The 14,930-nt window shown below is 47.6% G+C and carries 9 protein-coding genes; 5 read left to right on the top strand and 4 right to left on the bottom strand.

Going from position 1 to position 14,930, the window contains the following annotated elements:
- Positions 1 to 2: 2 nt before the first annotated feature.
- The 4 genes from HW560_RS08275 to HW560_RS08290 all read left to right on the top strand — a co-directional run bounded on the left by HW560_RS08275 (position 3) and on the right by HW560_RS08290 (position 4,801).
- The gene (locus tag HW560_RS08275; RefSeq protein WP_090903643.1) at positions 3 to 1,370 is read left to right on the top strand and encodes an NAD(P)-dependent oxidoreductase; all 1,368 of its coding nucleotides are present in this window, start codon (positions 3 to 5) and stop codon (positions 1,368 to 1,370) included.
- Between the two features lie 466 nt (positions 1,371 to 1,836).
- Positions 1,837 to 3,132 (top strand): NAD-dependent dihydropyrimidine dehydrogenase subunit PreA, encoded by a 1,296-nt coding sequence (preA, locus tag HW560_RS08280; RefSeq protein ID WP_179262737.1) that lies wholly within the window; start codon positions 1,837 to 1,839, stop codon positions 3,130 to 3,132.
- Positions 3,129 to 4,568 carry a dihydropyrimidinase gene (hydA, locus tag HW560_RS08285; protein ID WP_179262739.1) on the top strand — a complete coding sequence of 480 codons (1,440 nt, stop codon included), beginning with the start codon at positions 3,129 to 3,131 and terminating at the stop codon, positions 4,566 to 4,568. Before preA ends, hydA begins: the two co-directional genes overlap by 4 nt.
- 5 nt (positions 4,569 to 4,573) lie before the next feature.
- The gene (locus HW560_RS08290; protein WP_090903479.1) at positions 4,574 to 4,801 is read left to right on the top strand and encodes a hypothetical protein; all 228 of its coding nucleotides are present in this window, start codon (positions 4,574 to 4,576) and stop codon (positions 4,799 to 4,801) included.
- A 4-nt stretch (positions 4,802 to 4,805) separates the two neighbouring features.
- Here the strand turns inward: HW560_RS08290 and HW560_RS08295 are convergent, their stop codons facing one another.
- The 4 genes from HW560_RS08295 to HW560_RS33755 form a co-directional block, all read right to left on the bottom strand.
- Positions 4,806 to 6,494, bottom strand: coding sequence for a PucR family transcriptional regulator (locus HW560_RS08295; RefSeq protein WP_179262740.1), 1,689 nt, complete (start codon positions 6,492 to 6,494; stop codon positions 4,806 to 4,808).
- 373 nt (positions 6,495 to 6,867) lie between these two features.
- Positions 6,868 to 10,086: an efflux RND transporter permease subunit gene (locus HW560_RS08300; protein ID WP_179262742.1), complete on the bottom strand. Its 3,219-nt coding sequence runs from the start codon at positions 10,084 to 10,086 to the stop codon at positions 6,868 to 6,870.
- A 40-nt stretch (positions 10,087 to 10,126) separates the two neighbouring features.
- Positions 10,127 to 11,074 carry a TetR/AcrR family transcriptional regulator gene (locus HW560_RS08305; RefSeq protein ID WP_179262744.1) on the bottom strand — a complete coding sequence of 316 codons (948 nt, stop codon included), beginning with the start codon at positions 11,072 to 11,074 and terminating at the stop codon, positions 10,127 to 10,129.
- A gap of 282 nt (positions 11,075 to 11,356) precedes the next feature.
- Entirely contained in the window at positions 11,357 to 11,488 is a 132-nt protein-coding gene (locus HW560_RS33755; RefSeq protein ID WP_256222266.1) for a hypothetical protein, read from the bottom strand.
- A 410-nt stretch (positions 11,489 to 11,898) separates the two neighbouring features.
- Here HW560_RS33755 and HW560_RS08310 point away from each other — a divergent pair, with 410 nt between their 5' ends.
- On the top strand, positions 11,899 to 14,313 hold the full coding sequence (locus HW560_RS08310; protein WP_179262746.1) for an S-layer homology domain-containing protein: 2,415 nt from the start codon (positions 11,899 to 11,901) through the stop codon (positions 14,311 to 14,313).
- Positions 14,314 to 14,930 lie beyond the last annotated feature (617 nt).

The following is a 14,930-nucleotide window of genomic DNA, read 5'->3' on the forward strand; positions in this document are numbered from 1 at the left end:
TGATGAACAGCACAGGAGCAACGTTGTCCGATTACGGATGGGAGAGCCGTTTTACCGAAATGAAGCCTGCAATGACGGGCAAGGAAGCGATGGAGGAATCGAACCGCTGTCTGTACTGTTATGATGCACCCTGTATCAAGGCATGTCCAACCGACATCAATATTCCTTCGTTTATCAAAAAAATATCGACAGGTCACCTCAAAGGCTCGGCGCGGACCATTATGGAAGCCAACCCGGTGGGAGCAAGTTGTGCGCGGGTGTGCCCGACAGAGGAACTGTGTGAAGGCGCTTGTGTACTGAACGAGTCATCCAAACCGATTCGGATTGGTGATTTGCAGAGATATGCAACAGACTGGGCACGGACGAAGAATGAACCGTTATTCAAGGCAGCGCCTGCCAACGGAAGAACTGTTGCGATTGTAGGAGCAGGGCCTGCGGGATTGTCTGCGGCCAGAGAGTTGGGGCGTGCAGGGTACGAGGTGACGATCTATGAAGCCAAAGCGAAAGGCGGAGGGCTGAACACGTATGGTATCGTGTCCTTTCGCCTGCCGGAATCCGTAGCTTTATGGGAAGTCGAACAGGTGCAAGCACTGGGTGTGCAGATTCGGTATGGTGTGCGTATCGGGGTGGATGTGTCCGCTGAAGAGTTATTGGAGCAGCACGAAGCCGTTATTCTGGCTTGCGGAATGGGCGCTGTTCCGATGCTTGGCATTGAAGGAGAGACGCTGGAGGGCGTCTATGATGCCATTGAGCTGGTGGAATCCACGAAGCAGGGGGTGCCTCCGGCGCTGAACGGTCTCAAGGTTGCCATTATTGGTGCGGGCAATACGGCAGTGGATGCAGCAACCTGTTCGGTGCGTTTGGGGGCCGAGCGTGTGCAGATGCTTTATCGACGTGGGGAGAGCCAGATGACGGCTTATGCCTTTGAATATACATTTGCGAAGCAGGAAGGTGTTGAATTCCGCTGGTTTACCATGCCGAAGCGCATTATTGGAGACGAGAATGGGCGAGTTCAGGCGATAGAATGTGTGAAAATGAAGCTGGTTACTCCACCTGGAGGTGGTCGGGCACTGCCTGTGCCGATAGAGGGATCGGAGTTCATGCTTGAATGTGACACTGTTGTTCGAGCCATTGGACAGAACCGTTTGCTGCCATTAATTGAGGCATTTGGCCTGCATCATCACTGGGGTGTTGTTGAAGTGGAACCACAGACGTACCGTACGTCCCATCCACAGATCTATGCGGCAGGTGATGTGATCTTCGGACAGGGGCAGGGTGAAGCGATGGTGGTCTCCGCAGCACAGCAGGGCAAGTTGGCGGCTGCATCGGTGATGAAGGTGTTGCCCGGACAGGTGGAAGAGACGGCGTGAGCAGCGAGGGAGACAAGGGAAAGTGGAGATTGCACGGAAAGCGTGCAATGAAAGGGTGCAAGGAGAGAGTACGGGTGGGAGAGCGCAAGGGGACAGCGAGAGTGACAGAGGAATAAAGCTGAGCAAGAGGTGGGGGTGTGCATCAAATTCTCGTGTCCCTGACGCGCTAACGAACCCCACACATCTTATAGTGGCGATTATGAAGGATTGAAGAAACTAACGAATCTCACACGTCCTATTTTGATGAAAAACCGTTGAAATAAAGCCGAAATGAGTTATTACAGCAATATAAGACTTCTACGATTCCTTAGATTTTGAATTCACCACATATGAGTCAAATAAGAGGTCTGCGGTTCGTTAGAATTTAGGTGCTATCCAGAAACACCATTACTACGCAGAGAGCCTGAGCACGACCAAATATTCTAGTGTAACTAGTGAGTTCAAACCACACCAAGGAGGGATCGTTATGGCTGACTTATCCATTAATCTGGCAGGTATTCGATCGCCCAATCCATTCTGGCTGGCCTCGGCGCCGCCTACGAATACCGGATATCAGGTTCAGCGCGCCTTTGAAGCAGGCTGGGGTGGTGCCGTCTGGAAGACGTTGGGCGAGCCAATCATTAACACCTCTTCGCGATTTGCAGCCGTTCATTTTGGCGGACAGCGCGTCGCTGGTTTTAACAACATTGAGTTAATATCCGACCGTCCACTAGAGGTGAATCTGCGTGAAATTGCCGAGACCAAGAGGCGTTTCCCGAATCGGGCAGTGGTTGCTTCTCTCATGGTAGAACCGAAACGGGAGAAGTGGCATGAGATTGTGAAGAAAGTCGAAGCTGTCGGCGTAGACGGGCTGGAACTGAACTTTGGTTGTCCGCACGGCATGGCTGAGCGTGGCATGGGGGCAGCGTCTGGTCAGCAACCGGATCTGGTTGAATTACAGACGATGTGGGTGAAGGAAGTGGCGACCACACCTGTCATTGTGAAGCTAACGCCCAATATCACCGATATTACGGCAACTGCCCGGGCGGCCGTGCGCGGCGGTGCGGATGCGATTTCCCTGATTAATACGATCAATTCCCTGGCGGGTGTGGATCTCGATTCCTGGAATACTGTGCCTCATGTAGGTGGCAAAGGGGCTCATGGCGGCTACTGCGGTCCGGCTGTGAAGCCGATTGCCCTGAACATGGTTGCCGAGTGCGCGCGCAATCCGGCAGTTGGAGTACCCATCTCCGGCATCGGCGGCATATCCGATTGGCGGGATACTGCAGAGTTTTTACTTATGGGTGCGACGGGGGTTCAGGTATGCACCGCAGCCATGCATCATGGCTTTCGTATCGTGGAGGACATGATCGATGGCTTGAACGACTATCTGGATGAGAAAGGTCTGGGAAGTGTATCTGAATTGATTGGTCAGACGGTTCCGCGTTATTCGGATTGGGGCAATCTCGATCTGAATTACAAAGTGGTAGCCCGTATCAACCGTGATGTCTGCATCAATTGCAACAAATGCCATATCGCCTGCGAGGACACCTCACATCAATGTATTGATATGTTGTCTGACCCCTCTGGCTCGTATCTTGAGGTTGTTGAGGAAGATTGCGTCGGATGTAACCTGTGCTCGATTGTCTGTCCGGTGGACGGCGCAATTGAGATGGTAGAGATCGCACATGAACAGGAACCGTTAACCTGGAATGACCGTCAGTCTGCGATTGCCCTGCTGCAATCGGCCAGAGATCAATCCACCAAGGAGGCGATATCATGAGTACCCGCAAATTGATTCGTAATGGAATGTTGGTCACGGCGTCGGATACGTTTGAAGCGGATATCTGCATTGAAAATGGAAAGATCGTGCAGATTGGCATGGGACTTGTGCCGGATGAACGAACGGAGGTTGTGGATGCGTCCGGCTGTTATGTTATTCCTGGCGGGATAGATCCGCATACTCATCTGGATATGCCGTTCGGCGGAACGGTGACGGCGGATGATTTTGCAACAGGAACCGCAGCTGCTGCCTTCGGCGGCACAACGACGGTCATTGATTTCTGTTTGACGCAAAAAGGCCGACCTTTGCTGGAATCCCTTCAGGAATGGCATGCCAAAGCCGAGGGCAAAGCCGCCATTGATTACGGGTTTCATTTGATGATTGGCGAGATGAATGATCAGGTGCTGGAGGAACTGCCACAGATCATTGAAGAAGAGGGTGTGTCTTCCTTCAAGGTGTTCATGGCGTACAAAAACCAGTTCCAGGCCGATGACGGCATTCTCTTTCAGACGCTGCAAAAGGCCAAAGAGTACGGCGCACTCGTCATGGTACACGCCGAGAACGGCGATGTTATTGATCTGCTGGTCCGGCAGGCGCTGGCGGATGGGAGAACCGAGCCGATCCACCATGCGCTTACCCGACCATCCATTCTGGAGGGTGAGGCTACAGGACGTGCGGCCCGATTGGCAGCACTTGCCGATTCACAGCTCTATGTGGTGCATGTTACTTGTGCGGAAGCCGTGGAGCAGATTGCGCGTATGCGAGACATGGGCTACCGAATCTGGGGCGAGACCTGCCCGCAGTACTTAACCCTGGATCAATCCAAGATGGATCAACCGGATTTTGAAGGTGCGAAGTATGTCTGGTCCCCACCGCTGCGTGAAGCCCCTCATCAGGAAGTGCTGTGGAATGCACTCAAGAACGGTCAATTGCAGACCATTGGCTCGGATCATTGTTCATTTAACTTCAAGGGACAGAAGGATCTGGGACGGGATGATTTCAGCAAAATTCCCAATGGCGGGCCTGTCATTGAAGATCGGCTCAGCATTTTATATTCCGAAGGGGTAATGAAGGGGCGGATTTCGCTTAATCAGTGGGTGGATTTATGCTCTACACGGGCAAGCAAGCTATTTGGGTTATTTCCGCAGAAAGGAACCCTTGCTGTGGGGACAGATGCGGATATCGTTATTTTTGACCCATCGATCTCAAGGGTGATCTCGGCAGCTACCCACCATATGAATGTGGACTATAGCGCCTTTGAAGGCATGCCAATTCAGGGATGTCCGGTGACGGTGTTATGCCGCGGGGAATATGTGATTCGGGACCGGCAGTTTGCCGGAGTGGCAGGCGCGGGCCGTTATGTGAAGCGTGACAAATATGATGCCGGTGCACCATTACCTGTGAGACAGCCAGTGACGGCAGTGAATGGAGGGTGAAGCTGATGTCTGACCATGTTGTATTTGAAGCGGAAAAGATAGCGATTGAACGAATGGTGGCGCAGGGTTATCGCATTTATGCCGTTCGGGAACATCTGGAGGGTGCTCATGTCGTGTGGGGGCACCCCGACCTTCCCGGAGAGAAACAGGAGCAATATGTGGGTACGGCGTCTGGGCGGAAGTGGTTCAGCCAGATCCTGATCCGGCAGCTTCAGGAGCAAAAAGGAGCGTAGAGGGTCACGCGAGTGGCCCATGAACGTATTCATATGCATAGATGGCAAGTTCGATGGCGACGCGTTTCTCGGGGAGGGTATAGTCATCACCCAGGAGTGTCTCAATTTTGTGTAATCTGTGATATAACGTCTGTCGGACGATAAACAAAGCCGTGGCCGTCTCCTGCTTGGAGCAGCACAGAATAAAATATTGTTTAAGCGTACGCAACAACTGGCCGCCTTTTTCGGCATCATAACGAATGACCGGCCCGAGATATTCCTCAATGAAGTCATCCAGACTGCCGCTCTGCTTCATGCTGGCTATAATGCGATAGCAGTGAAGATTGCTGTAAAAGGGCTGCTGCATCACCCCGATGTCCTTCTGAATGCGCAGGGTATCCTTGGCTGCCTCAAGGCTGTCTTTCAGACGTGATAGATCAGCACAGCTGTGACCGATGCCGAACAGACCCGAGAAGAGGCGATGGGTCTGTTCCTGTTCATGCTGCTGCAATTGTTCAATGCACCGCCAAAGACTGCTTTTACGCTGCGATCCAGGCAAAGGGTCAAGGATAATCAGAATGATCTGGTGGTTTAAAACCGTGCTGTACAGGGCAAATCCTTCCCGCGAGAACACGGAACGGGCAACAATATTGCGTTGAATCAATAACTTTTGTAACTTGAGACTGTCTGTGTAGCTGGGATGGCTATCGAACAAAATGACGGTACCTTTTCCAGAAGCAAGCTGGGCGTTGGCAGCAGATACATATTCATGAATTTCTTTCGCAGAATGATGCCCGTTAAGCCAGTCAATGACCCACATATCTTCCTTATAGCGTCGTTTTTCCTCCATGTATTTGGTGCGCATCCAGTCCTGAGCAATGGCGGCTGCACAACGTTCCAGTGCCTGAATGATGAACTCATCAGAGGGTCTGTTATGCAGATCCTGATCGTGATCCGGTAGCCTGTTGAGCATCAGCACCAGATCGGCAAATACATAATCAAGCGCCTGAACAGGCAGGGTGAGTGCATCCAGTGAATGCACCGAGTGATTCCTCTGCACAGAATGATCTCCCAAATGATCTCCATCGGCCGAATGACCACGACGTGTCAACCACTCCTGCCGACGAATCTCCAATTGGGCTGGAGGGCAGTAGGGAACGGCACTTGCTTCCCCATCCAGTGGATATAACGCTACAGGGTAACCCGTTGTGCGAGACAATAGTCGGAGCAGTGGTTGTACACCGTCTCCATTCAAAAGAAGTTGGTTGAACGAGGTGGTGAGGCTGTCGAGCTCGGCAAGCATACGCTGGTGGCTGCGAATCAGGGCGAAATGCAGGTCCTGTGTAATATCGATATAACGCACTTGTTCGTGGAACCAAATCAGTGGGAAATCCTCTTCTGCTGCAAGTTCCTTCATGGGTCCAAGCTGGGACTTGGTGTGAGCCCCCAGTTCGATACAGAGTCCCGCAGCTCCGCGAGCAATCAACTGCCGCAGGAAAGACAGCCCCTGTTTCTCATCATCCTGCCAGCCAATGCCGGTCGTCAGCACCAGTTCCCCGCCATTTAGCAAATTGCCTACTTCGGTAACCTCCATGATGTGCACCCAGCGCACGTATCGCTCCAAGGCCCGTTCACTGGCGAGCACCTCAGCCTTGCGGAACACTGGACGTTTCAGCATGTCTCTCATCTGAATATGCAGCGTCGTTTCCCCCACACCATCACCGTCCTTCCCACAAATACATGCAGTTTTCCATACCCGTTTTGTAAGTCGGGCTTCTGAAGAGCGTTTGTTTTGATTATAAGTCTGTTTACAGCAGATGGGCTTAAATCTCACGTTCATTTGTTTTATTTTACAAAAGGACCTCTTCCTTTTATGAAATAAAACAAAATGGATTATTCCTATGTAGTTCTATCTAACATCAAGATGTTTCTATGACCGATGCTAAGAAATTATAGCTAAATGTAAAACACCCCTTAGCCGGAGATCAGAATGTAAAACCATTCTAATGTGGACTAAGGGGTGTTCTAAGTTAGAAGCTCATCTTAATTCTGAATGATGATTTGATTTGATCAACAGAAGGTGTCGATTAATCTTCAATTCTTTTCTTTTTGAACTTCATCAGGAACTCATACACGATTGGCACGATAACCAGAGTCAGCAGCGTGGAGCTGATCAGACCGCCGATTACGGTAATTCCGAGACCTTTCGAGATGATCCCTGCGCTTTCTTCGAGTCCTGTCACCAGTGGCAGCAAGGCACCAATGGTAGCCAGAGCTGTCATCAGAATTGGACGCAGACGCGTTGCTCCGGCTTCCAGCAAGGCTTCACGAGTAGGCATTCCCTCTTTTTCCTTGTGAATAACACGGTCGATCAGGACGATGGCGTTGGTGACCACGATCCCGATCAGCATCAGTCCACCCATCATGGCAGATACATCAAGCGTACCACCAGCCACGAACAGGCCAACCATAATACCAATGACGGTAAATGGCAGGGAGAACAGGATGGCAAATGGCGCCAGTCCACCGCCGAACGTTACGACAAGCACAAAGTACACAATTGCAATGGCTGCCAGCATGGCCAGACCAAGTTGGGTGAACGTGTCATTAATCTGTTCGGTTGTACCGCCAAACTTCACTTCAACACCATCTGGCAGATCCAGTTTGTCGATGTTCGCCTGCAAATTTGATGATGCTTTTTGTACATCGGAAGCGAGAATGTTGGCAGTCACCTGTGCGACAACCTTACCGTCAATACGCATGATGGAGTTCGGTGAGGTGCCTTCTTCCACTTTGGCGACATCTTTGATTGGTACTTCGATGCCGAGTGGTGAAGTGACTTTTTCGTTTTCAATATCAGCAATGCTGCTAAATGTCTTTTTGTCAGTCTCTACATAGACTTTATACGTTTTGTTATCGATATCTACTTCTGTGAGCACAGGGCGTTCACGTGCAGGGCTGAGCGTCATAGCCAGTTGGCCAGCAGTCAGACCCAGCGAGCTCAGTTTCTCCTGATCCGCGACGAGCGTGTATTGCCCGTAGGTATCGGAGAGTGTAGTGTCGGCTTTTTCAAAAGATTCCGTATCTGCTTCAACCAGTTTCAGAATTTCATCCGAGACAGGTTTGATCTGATCTACATTGTCACCATAGATGGAAAGGCTCAAGCTGCTGCCTCCCAGACCGCCGGACATGTCAAGCTCACTCCAGGTTCCTACAGTAACTTCTTTCTTCAGACCTTCCACAAGTTGTTCTTTCACTTTTGTAAAGTCTTTCGTATCTTCGTTATATTCGATATAGAAGAGAGCAGAGTTGGAGCTGCCTCCACCCATGCTGCTCAGTGGATTACTGCCGCCGATGGAATACTGCATTTTCTCCAGACCTGGCTGCGTCAGCAACCACTTCTCGGCTACAAGTGCTTCTTTTTCTACATCCTCACGCAGAGCTCCAGTTTCCGGGCTGTACGTAATGGTCACATATTTATCCTGTTGTTCCGGTAAGAAACTTGCACCGATGAACGGATAGAGGAACAAACTGCCGACCAGCAGCAATACAGCAACGCCAACCGTGATGAGTTTATGTGATAATGTCCAGTTCAAGAGTCGTTTGTAACCTTCTGCCATCTTACCTGGTTTTTCCTCATGATTCTGCTTGTTCTTCAGACCTTTGCGGAACAGCGTGTGTGCCAGCATTGGTACAATCGTAACTGCCACAATCAGGGATGCCAGCAAAGCGAAGACCATCGTCAGGGCAAATGGCATGAACAGCTCACCGACCATACCGCTTACCAGTGCCAGCGGCAGGAATACCGCAATGGTTACGATGGTGGAAGAGAGGATCGGAATGAACATTTCCCGGGTAGCTTCCCGGATCAAATCACGGCCTTTGAGTTTTTCTCCCTTGAGTGTCAGTCTGCGATAGATATTCTCGATAACAACGATGGAGTCATCGACAACCCGTCCAATCGCGACCGTCATGGCACCCAGGGTCATCATGTTCAGCGTAATGTCCATCATATTCAGTGCTGTCAATGCAATGAGCAAGGAGAGCGGGATAGAGACAATGGAAATAATGGTGGAGCGAATATCACGCAGGAACAACAGGATGATCAAAATGGCAAACAAAGCACCAAACATCGCTTTGAACAACATCGTGTTTACGGAGTCCTGAATAGGTTTACCTTGGTCAAGCAAAACAGTCAAATCGGCGTTTTTGAACTGCGTTTGCAATTCTTCCGCTTTGTCTTTAACCGCCTTAACGACATCTACCGTATTGGCATCATTGGACTTAACGATGGAGATCCCGATGGATTCCTTACCGTCTGTCCGGGAAATGGATTCCGCCTGACCAATGACTTCAATTTTGGCGATCTCGCTTAATTTAACCGTTGGAATTCCAGGTGCGTTAGCGACACCTGAAGTACTGCCCACGCTGGCATTTCCGCCAGCGGCTTGTCCTGCAGCCTGGTCAGCACCTTGCGCAGAGCCTTGAGCTGCCCCGCCAGCTTGTGCGCCGGCGCCTTGTGGTGCTGTGGCAGAACTACTGCCTGCTCCTGCACCGCTTGGTACAACCGGAATGGCGAGATTTTTCAAATCATCCAGATCGATGATATTGCCATCAACAACAACAGCTTTCTGCGCTTTGTCCAGTTCGAACAGTCCGAGTGGTACACGGACAGAAGAGCCTTGAACGATACCGTTGACTGTATCTTCAGTCAAACCGAGTTCATTCATTTTTTTCTGGTCAAACTTCAGTTGAACTTCCTTAACATATTGGCCGGAAACCTGGACTTGAGCTACACCCTCAATATCTTCGAGTGCAGGCTGGATATCCGTTTCAACAAGTCGAGTCAATTGTTCCAGATCGCCGCCGTCCTTGTCAGACAAGCTGAGCGAGACAACCGGGAAGGAGTTGATGCTGAACTTCGAGATAGTTGGTTTCTGTACCCCATCCGGCAACTGCACCTCATTCAGTGCTTCGCGTACCGCTGCGGTAGCATTGCCCAGATCAGTACCATAGTCAAATTCGAGGGTGATGGAAGAGGCGTTCTCCATGGAGGTGGAGGTGAGTGTCTTAATTCCCTCTACATTTCTTAAGGTCTGTTCGAGTGGCTTGGTGACATCCTCGACAATACCTTCTGGAGCTGCCCCTGGATCAATGGCCGTAATACTCAAGAAGGGCACATTGATGTTTGGAATGGTCTCCTGTTTCATCGTCAGTCCGCTGTACAAACCGGCGAAGGAAACGATGATGGTCAGAATCCAGATCGCAAACTTGTTGTTCAGTGAAAAATTAATAATTCCTTTCATACGATGGTTTCTTCTCCTCTCTGTTTCTCCCTGTATTTCTTTATTGTTGTGACGAGTCAGCCTGGATGAACCGGCTATACATGGCATCCATAATATGCTGAAGCTCGGAGTGCAATGGCTGGATGACAGGAATGTGATCCAGATTGCGCATCATGCCCAGAATAATGGCACGTCGCGGTGTGAATTCCATCATTTCCTGTCTCAGGATGGCGATGGTCTCCAGCGCGTCATTGCGCAATTGCCCTGGAGGCATATCCGAAGTGATGATATCCTTCATTTGTTTGATGATATGAATGGGATGACGCATCATTGTGGAATCTGTATCTGAATCGCTGCTCCATGCTGGCCAATGTTCCAAAGGAACCAGAGGGGTAGGGCGTTGATCGAGCAATCCGCGAGCTGCATAATCAATCGTTTGCAGCATGTTGCTTGCCATCTTGGATACGGTAAGGGAAGGCATTTCCGTAAACCAGATTTTGATGTAGGAGAGGAACAGACCATGCGTGAGCAAAATAAGGTCTATGGTATAGGGTTCAATCTCCGGTCCGTACATATCTTCCAGTTTGTCCTTAAACCAGTGCAAGGTACGGATCTCCAGATCCTTGTTCTGCGGTTTGCACTTTTCCTTGCGATTCTGCTCTTCATCCATCATCATGCTGCGCATTTGCACGCGTAAAAATTCCTTCAGCTCGGATACATGGCCAAGCAGTGTTTCAATCTGTTTGTGCAGACGTTCTCTCGAAGTGAGCCCAGCTTCGTGTTCAATCTGGGACATTTCGTCCATGAGCGTGAATATGCAGTACTCCATTGTACTGGCCTCTAATTCCTCTTTGGATTTGAACATGAGGTAGAGGCTGCCTTTCGACATCCCGCATATCTCTGCAATCTCCTGCATAGAGGTTGCAGCACTGCCTTTGGCCGAGAACAGCTTGAGTGCTGTGGTAATAATGAGCTTTTTCTTCTCATTCATTTCATGGATAGGGTTCATTAACGATACATCCACCTCACCTGCGGAACTTATGAGTTCTTGAATTGACTTTAGAGTCAAACCAAGTATAAACGATATATACAACGGAATTCAAATGGGATATAAATGGAAAAAGAAGAGGGTGTGTTTTAAGGGGGCTGGAGCATTTTTCCTACGTCATGAAGACGCCATAAAGGCAGTATAATGAGTGACGATATGTTCATTGCAATGCAATATGTATCAAATCATGAGTATCGATGGTTGGTGCAAGAAGTTGGCATGATGAGTTCAAAATGATTTTTTTCAGGCTCCGCCCTTAAAGACGTATATGGCTAGGAGAATGATGGCTACAAGAGCAAACAAATAAAAGGCTCCCACAGCAATCAGGAAGATGTACCCGGTTAAAGAACCCATGCGCGCGAACAATTTCTTCATCAACACGACATCCTTTCTTACGTAACAGAGTGTGAGGAGGTTTCCTTTTATATCATATCCCAAAAAGACGACTTACTGATTAAACTGAACGCTATGTAAGGGATATTTAAAAAAAGACTATATAGCTTCAAGAAGATGATCTCTGTATTCTACAGGGGTCGTCTTTTTTTAAGTTCCATTGGTATCAGATGTAGTAGACGCCGGGGACGTCGGCAAACGTTCGCTCCTAACTTTAAGTATAACTAGTGAACTAGTGTAAACCGATATACTAATATAGTATTGAGAGGTGAGCGGTTGAAGCTCAATACTGTAATCCAAAATCGCTATAATGACCAGTAATTGGAGGGGGATAGTCTAATTTATTCCGATTGATTAATTAAATGGCTTTAAATTTGAACTGGAGGAAGTATATGTTTTTTAGAAAAACGACTCGAAAAGTAAGCATATTCATTTTAGCTACGAGTATGCTATCCCTGTTTGGTGGGGTTGCATATGGTCAGAATACCCATCTAGATATTGAAGGACATTGGGCAGAACATACCCTTAGTAAATGGCTTTCAGAAGGATTGATTAAAGGTTATTCTGACCAATCACTCAAGCCCAACAATGTGATTACACGTGGGGAATTTATGGCATTGGTTAATCGCCAGTTTGATTTTAATGAGGTAGAAGAAATACATTTCACTGACTTGTTGTCTTCAAATTGGAGCTATTTAGAAGTACAAAAAGCTGTAAAAGCAGGTTACATAAAAGGTTATAAAGATCAAACTATACGTACTTCTAAACCGATAAGTCGTCAAGAAGCTGCAGTTATTGTAGCAGGCTTACTAGAATTACCGAGTAATGAAAAAGCAACTTTAGAATTTAAGGATTCCTCAGAATTTGTATATTGGAGTAAGGGTGCCATAGGTGCTTCATTCTCAAAAAATATCATTACTGGTTATACAAATGGTACATTCAGACCCGTATCTCCAATTACGCGAGCTGAGGCTGTTGTGATGTTAGATAAAGCGAAAACCTTGATTCAAGAACAAGAACAAGAACAAGAAACAGAAAGTGAAAGTGAAGGTAATGAAAATATTGCTTCACCATCTATACCTACTGTGAGTTCGAATTCAGGTTCAACCAGTACATCCAATGGATCTGGTACACCTTCGACTACGACAGGAGTGAAGACATCTACAGTAATCACCACCGAAGGCGTCAAAGCCATTCAAGGTATAGCTCAAGTTGTCACTTTGACAATAACAAGTGGTGCGAATGCGCCAGGTTCATTGCGTGTAATGTTTACGGATGGAGTAAATCCAGTGACCGTTTATGTAGAACTCGATGGAACTGAAATGGATTCTGAGGTAGCTTCTAAAATAGCCAGAGTGTTTGATAATACGTTAACAGGATGGGATGTGGATGTTGAGCGTGCAAGCATTTATTTCACAGCAGTATATCCAGCCGTTAACAACGATCAGGTTAAAGCCACTGTGGAAAGCACCATGACGGGTGTAGTCTCGAGTGGCAGTGTCATTACTGTCCCAGGTAGTATTCATAACAATGCAGGTACGGCTCAAGTAGCAACATTGGAGATAGAGAACGGTGCAACATCTCCGGGTTCATATTATGTCTATTTTACAGATGAAGGAGTATCTGTCCGAAAAGATTTCTACATGATGGGAACAGAAACAGCTGATGAAGTAGCTTTCAAAATAGCAGGAGCATTTGGAACGTCCGTAGCGGGATGGAGTACAGAGGCTGATGGGTCCAAGGTACATTTCACATCGCAAGTGCCAGGTACTCATAATGAAAGTGTTCGGATATATGCACTGGAAGCATCAGGTGTTGGGACTCCCTCGAGTACACTTACGGTTCCAGGAGATCCTAACACCAACACGACTCAAGTGATTACGCTGAGTCTTCCCAATTCAGAGACAGGTGATGGGCCGATAGGGGTCAAATTCACAGATGGAATATCCTCATGGACAGCCTATGTGTCTTTGATGGGCAGTCCTGAAACAGGGAGTGAACTTGCTGACAAGATAGCAGCAGCATTCGGGAGCACGATTCCTAATTGGATCGTAACTTCAAGGGGCAGAGAAGTGATTTTCACAGCAGAGCTTCCGTCAGAGAATAACATAAAGGCTATGGCGAGACTTTCGGGATTAAACACAGGAATTGGAATGCCAGATAGTACAGTTACGACTGTAGGAGCTGCGCATCCTGTTGGTGATGCACAAGTGGCCACTTTAGTGATAGATTCAGGGGCAACAGCTGCTGGGACCATTACGGCTAAATTTACAGACGGCCACATTACTATTCTCCAAGATGTTAAATTGCTGGGTACAGAGAATGCTGCGGAAGTGGCAATGAAAATATCGATGGCATTTAATAACTCTTTAGCTGATTGGGACGTCAGATCAAATGATAGAAATGTTATATTTACAGCCCGAGTACCTTCGGAGAATAATCCTAATCTATCCGTGGTAATAGAGGAAGCAACAGTAGGTATTGGAGTTGTATCCAGCTCGATCACCACACCGGGAAATGATATGTATGCGGGTGTTAAGCAAGCTATAACTTTAAAAATTGAGGCTGCTCCTAGCAATCAAGGGATCATTAGAGTCTTGTTTCAGGACGGTACAAACGAAGTTTCCAAACGTGTAAGATTATTAGGAACAGAGACATTAGATGAAATAGCTGACAAAATTGGTTCTGAATTCGGAGATTCAATTGCAGGATGGAATGTCACCACAATTGATCATAATGTCATTTTTACAGCAAACACGCCAGAAGATAATAAGCCTAATGTAAGTGTAGTTGTCTTTCAGGAGTAAACGAATTAATAGAAAACCATGTCAACATAAAATGTACCCTATGCAAAGGACATTAAAAAAAAGACTATGCTGCTTTAAGAAGATGATCTTTGTATTCTACAGGGGTCATCTTTTTTTAAGTTTCATTAGTTGTAGTACGTCATATAAACTTAATTTCTTGTTTGACTTCGTCTAGCGTTGTACAGTTCTTCAGGGTAAATACATCCTTAAAATAACCTAAGAACGATCCTGCGGAGCGTTATCCCGCAGTTTCCTCGTCTTGACAAGGATTGAGCACCCTCATGCAATTTACTTTTTTTGAAAGTCAGGGTGTATGGTGGGTGCCTTGATCGGAATAAATGAAGGTATCTTCGGTCATCTTGAATCTGCGATTTTTCTGTAAGTAAAGCAAGGTATTTGTCGCGTCATTCGCTCTTTCACATGATAAGACAAGATAAGGACTTCACATACCGATTTGTAGAAAGCAGCTTCACTTCGCCTACTATAAACATTTTTAAACTCATATTTTACCATTTGAACCTTTTTATTGAAATATAAACAAAAAAGCCCTATAGATAGACTTTTTTAATTGTCTACTCTATAGGGTACATTTAGATTAAATTCGTCATTTTTTATCA

The sequence above is a fragment of the Paenibacillus sp. E222 genome (assembly GCF_013401555.1).
Classification (GTDB): domain Bacteria; phylum Bacillota; class Bacilli; order Paenibacillales; family Paenibacillaceae; genus Paenibacillus.

Bases quoted from the DNA above. Each gene is read 5' to 3' on its own strand.
- HW560_RS08305 (WP_179262744.1), bottom strand. From the start codon at position 11,074: ATGAACCCTATCCATGAAATGAATGAGAAGAAAAAGCTCATTATTACC.
- preA (WP_179262737.1), top strand. From the start codon at position 1,837: ATGGCTGACTTATCCATTAATCTGGCAGGTATTCGATCGCCCAATCCA.
- HW560_RS08300 (WP_179262742.1), bottom strand. From the start codon at position 10,086: ATGAAAGGAATTATTAATTTTTCACTGAACAACAAGTTTGCGATCTGG.
- hydA (WP_179262739.1), top strand. From the start codon at position 3,129: ATGAGTACCCGCAAATTGATTCGTAATGGAATGTTGGTCACGGCGTCG.
- HW560_RS08290 (WP_090903479.1), top strand. From the start codon at position 4,574: ATGTCTGACCATGTTGTATTTGAAGCGGAAAAGATAGCGATTGAACGA.
- HW560_RS33755 (WP_256222266.1), bottom strand. From the start codon at position 11,488: ATGAAGAAATTGTTCGCGCGCATGGGTTCTTTAACCGGGTACATCTTC.
- HW560_RS08275 (WP_090903643.1), top strand. From the start codon at position 3: ATGAACAGCACAGGAGCAACGTTGTCCGATTACGGATGGGAGAGCCGT.
- HW560_RS08310 (WP_179262746.1), top strand. From the start codon at position 11,899: ATGTTTTTTAGAAAAACGACTCGAAAAGTAAGCATATTCATTTTAGCT.